This is a genomic window from Gelidibacter salicanalis (genome assembly GCF_016469035.1).
GTDB classification, from domain to species: domain Bacteria; phylum Bacteroidota; class Bacteroidia; order Flavobacteriales; family Flavobacteriaceae; genus Gelidibacter; species Gelidibacter salicanalis_A.
Map to the genome: position 1 here is coordinate 1 of NZ_JAEHJZ010000080.1, position 2,721 is coordinate 2,721.

Below are 2,721 nucleotides of genomic sequence, written 5' to 3' on the forward strand. Positions count from 1 at the left end.
AGGTAAGAAAGTCAATTTAACGGTATCGAGCCAGGAGTTTATCAGACGCTTTGCCCTGCATGTTTTACCCAAGGGATTTACCCGAATACGTCATTATGGCATTTTGAGCAGTAGTTGGAAAAAGGAGAAATTGCCAAAACTACAGGCAGAACTGGCTACGGTAAAGGTGGAACCTGTCAGAACAAAAGAGCCGCTTTTGCACCGCCGGTGTCCTCTCTGTAAAAAGGGAAGACTGCATACAATACTATTGTTCAATGACCGTGGGCCTCCCGAAAATTGGCGAGTTTTACTGAAAGACAGAAAATTGAATAGGAGTAATTAAAAATTATCTGCACATGCGGACTGGCCCTGCTATGTCTTGACTTTAAAATTAAACGATAAAAACCAGGGATTGTCAACCATAACAAATAGAAAACTGTAAAGAATGTAGACAATAATATAGATCTATACATTTTGACAACACAAATACCAGCGCAACCTTCTAGTATCCTTCACTCAACTTAACGTTTTACCCATAGACGGCAAATCAACCGGATTCGTCAACACAGTATTCAGCTCTGGCCTATCGGCGAGCCGAATCCTTAGTTATTGTAGGTAGTTTTGTTATCTTAATGTTAATTATTACCATTAAATGGCATTTTTGTTATTTTAAATCATATATTTGTCTTGCTAAATCAATAAAAATGCTAATAGAATTTAAATATTCAAATTTTTTATCCTATAAGGATGAAACAACGCTTTTGATGACTCCAGTTAAATCATTCAAAGAGCATAGAGATACACATATCATTAAAACAAATAAAGGTTTTGAGTTATTGAAAACAGCTGCTGTATATGGTAAGAATGGTGGTGGTAAAAGTAATTTCATTGCTGCTATGGGTTTTATGAAAAAAACAATCCATAATTCATTTGCAGATTCTTTGAAAAAGGAAGAAGACAGAGGAAGAAAAGATTTTAACTTTAAATTAACTGAAGAATCTGAAGATTCACCAACTTGTTTTGAAGTTTCTTTTCTTTCTGAAGATGATATTATATACCGTTACGGTTTTGAAATTAAAGGTTACAAAATTGTAAAAGAATGGTTGTTTAAAAAGGTTGAGTCAGAAACACCTCTTTTTGAAAGGAATGAAAATAAATTTAGGATTAACGCTAGTGGCTTTGCTGAAGGGAATAAATATAAAAAAGACGTTAATTCAAATGTTTTATTTTTAAGTCATTTAGCACAAAACAACACTAATGTTGCTAGTTTAGTTTTTAAATGGTTTCGTAGTGTAAATGTAGTTAGTGGTCTTGACGACCGCCATTATAAAAATGTCACAAAGAATTTATTAAATGACGTTCCAGAGTTTAAGGCTTGGTTATCTCTCGCTGTTAAGTTTTTAGAAATAACAAATATAAACACAAGTAAAGACAAAAACATTATTACTTATCATAATAAGTTTGATCAAAACGATGCTATTGTGGATTCAGTTGCTTTTGATTTTGAGAGAGAGGAAAGCCAAGGAACTAAAAAATTGATTTATCTTTTAGGTGCTGTTTACGATACATTAATGTTAGGTAAAGTACTATTTATAGATGAAGTAGATTCAAAATTACATCCTAATTTATCGAAAAAATTATTAGAATTATTTCATAGATTGAATATTAGAAATGCTCAATTTATATTTACAGCTCACGATGCTGTATTATTAGATAAAGACCTGTTCAGACGTGACCAAATTTGGTTTGTTGATAGAAATAAATTTGGTGCTTCTGAATTATATTCTATGTCAGAATTTAACGCTGATGTAGTTAGAAATAGCTCTGATTTTAGGAAGAAGTACCTTGATAGTGTTTTTGGTGCAGCCGAAACTTTAGAAATTACAGACGAACTTATAAAACTAATGTATTAAATAAGTTATGAGTAATAATTCAAGAAGATACGAGAGAAAACGCGGAAAAAGAGATGCTGTTGGATTAAAAATCAGAACAATAACTTTTAGTTGGGTTAAACTTGATATTAATCAAGGTCAATCTATAGATTCGTGGGAAAAGGAAGGGCTATTATCTGTTTTTTGTCAAATGATGCGACAAATTGGACAATATAATACGACTCAAGTATATGCTAATCAGACGATAAAACAATATACTAAAGTTGGGTTTCCACCTGATTCCGAATTTGAAGAGCCAAAACACGTATCTCCTGCGTATTGGGCAGTTATACATATTAAACCTAAAAGTAAAGAAGTAGTTGTTGGTTATGTTGAAGATGAAATATTTTACATTGTATTTTTAGATAAAGAACATCAATTTTGGCCAACAAAGGATATTCAAAATAGAGGAAAAACTAGAAGGTAGATTTTCCTAAAATTACCTACAACGTTTAGTGTCGAGTAGACAAGGGGAGTTTCACCCCGAGCCTCTCACAGAACCGTACGTGATAGTCTCCCATCATACGGCTCTTCTAAAGTAATATACAAAAATAGCTCATCCTTTTTCAAGTTGGCAGGCTGTACATCAAATTAGCTCATCCCTTTGCTCCATTTCCATTACAGAAACTTCTTCACTACTACGGATGAGTCCGCCCCTGTTCCAAACATCGCTATTCTGCCTCTAGTTTGTGCTATTGTGCATTTCACTTTGCATTTTGGCTCAGGTTCCCGAGTTCCGTAAACAAGCCCGAATAATGGTCATGCCTCCTAAATGACGCCTGCCGCCCAACCAATAAACAGGTAACCGCTG

At 33.8% G+C, this 2,721-nt stretch carries 3 protein-coding genes; all 3 read left to right on the top strand.

What is annotated here, in order from left to right; genetic code table 11:
• The coding region (locus JEM65_RS22970) for a transposase (RefSeq protein ID WP_199603614.1) at positions 1–322 on the top strand (322 nt) is incomplete at its 5' end.
• Positions 323–683: 361 nt separating this feature from the next.
• The gene (locus tag JEM65_RS20765; protein ID WP_199603616.1) at positions 684–1,892 is read left to right on the top strand and encodes an AAA family ATPase; all 1,209 of its coding nucleotides are present in this window, start codon (positions 684–686) and stop codon (positions 1,890–1,892) included.
• 7 nt (positions 1,893–1,899) lie between these two features.
• Positions 1,900–2,337, top strand: coding sequence for a hypothetical protein (locus JEM65_RS20770; protein WP_199603618.1), 438 nt, complete (start codon positions 1,900–1,902; stop codon positions 2,335–2,337).
• The last annotated feature ends 384 nt before the right edge of the window (positions 2,338–2,721 follow it).

Excerpts from the sequence above, each read along its gene's own strand:
- JEM65_RS20765 (WP_199603616.1), top strand. The coding sequence starts at position 684 with ATGCTAATAGAATTTAAATATTCAAATTTTTTATCCTATAAGGATGAA.
- JEM65_RS20770 (WP_199603618.1), top strand. The coding sequence starts at position 1,900 with ATGAGTAATAATTCAAGAAGATACGAGAGAAAACGCGGAAAAAGAGAT.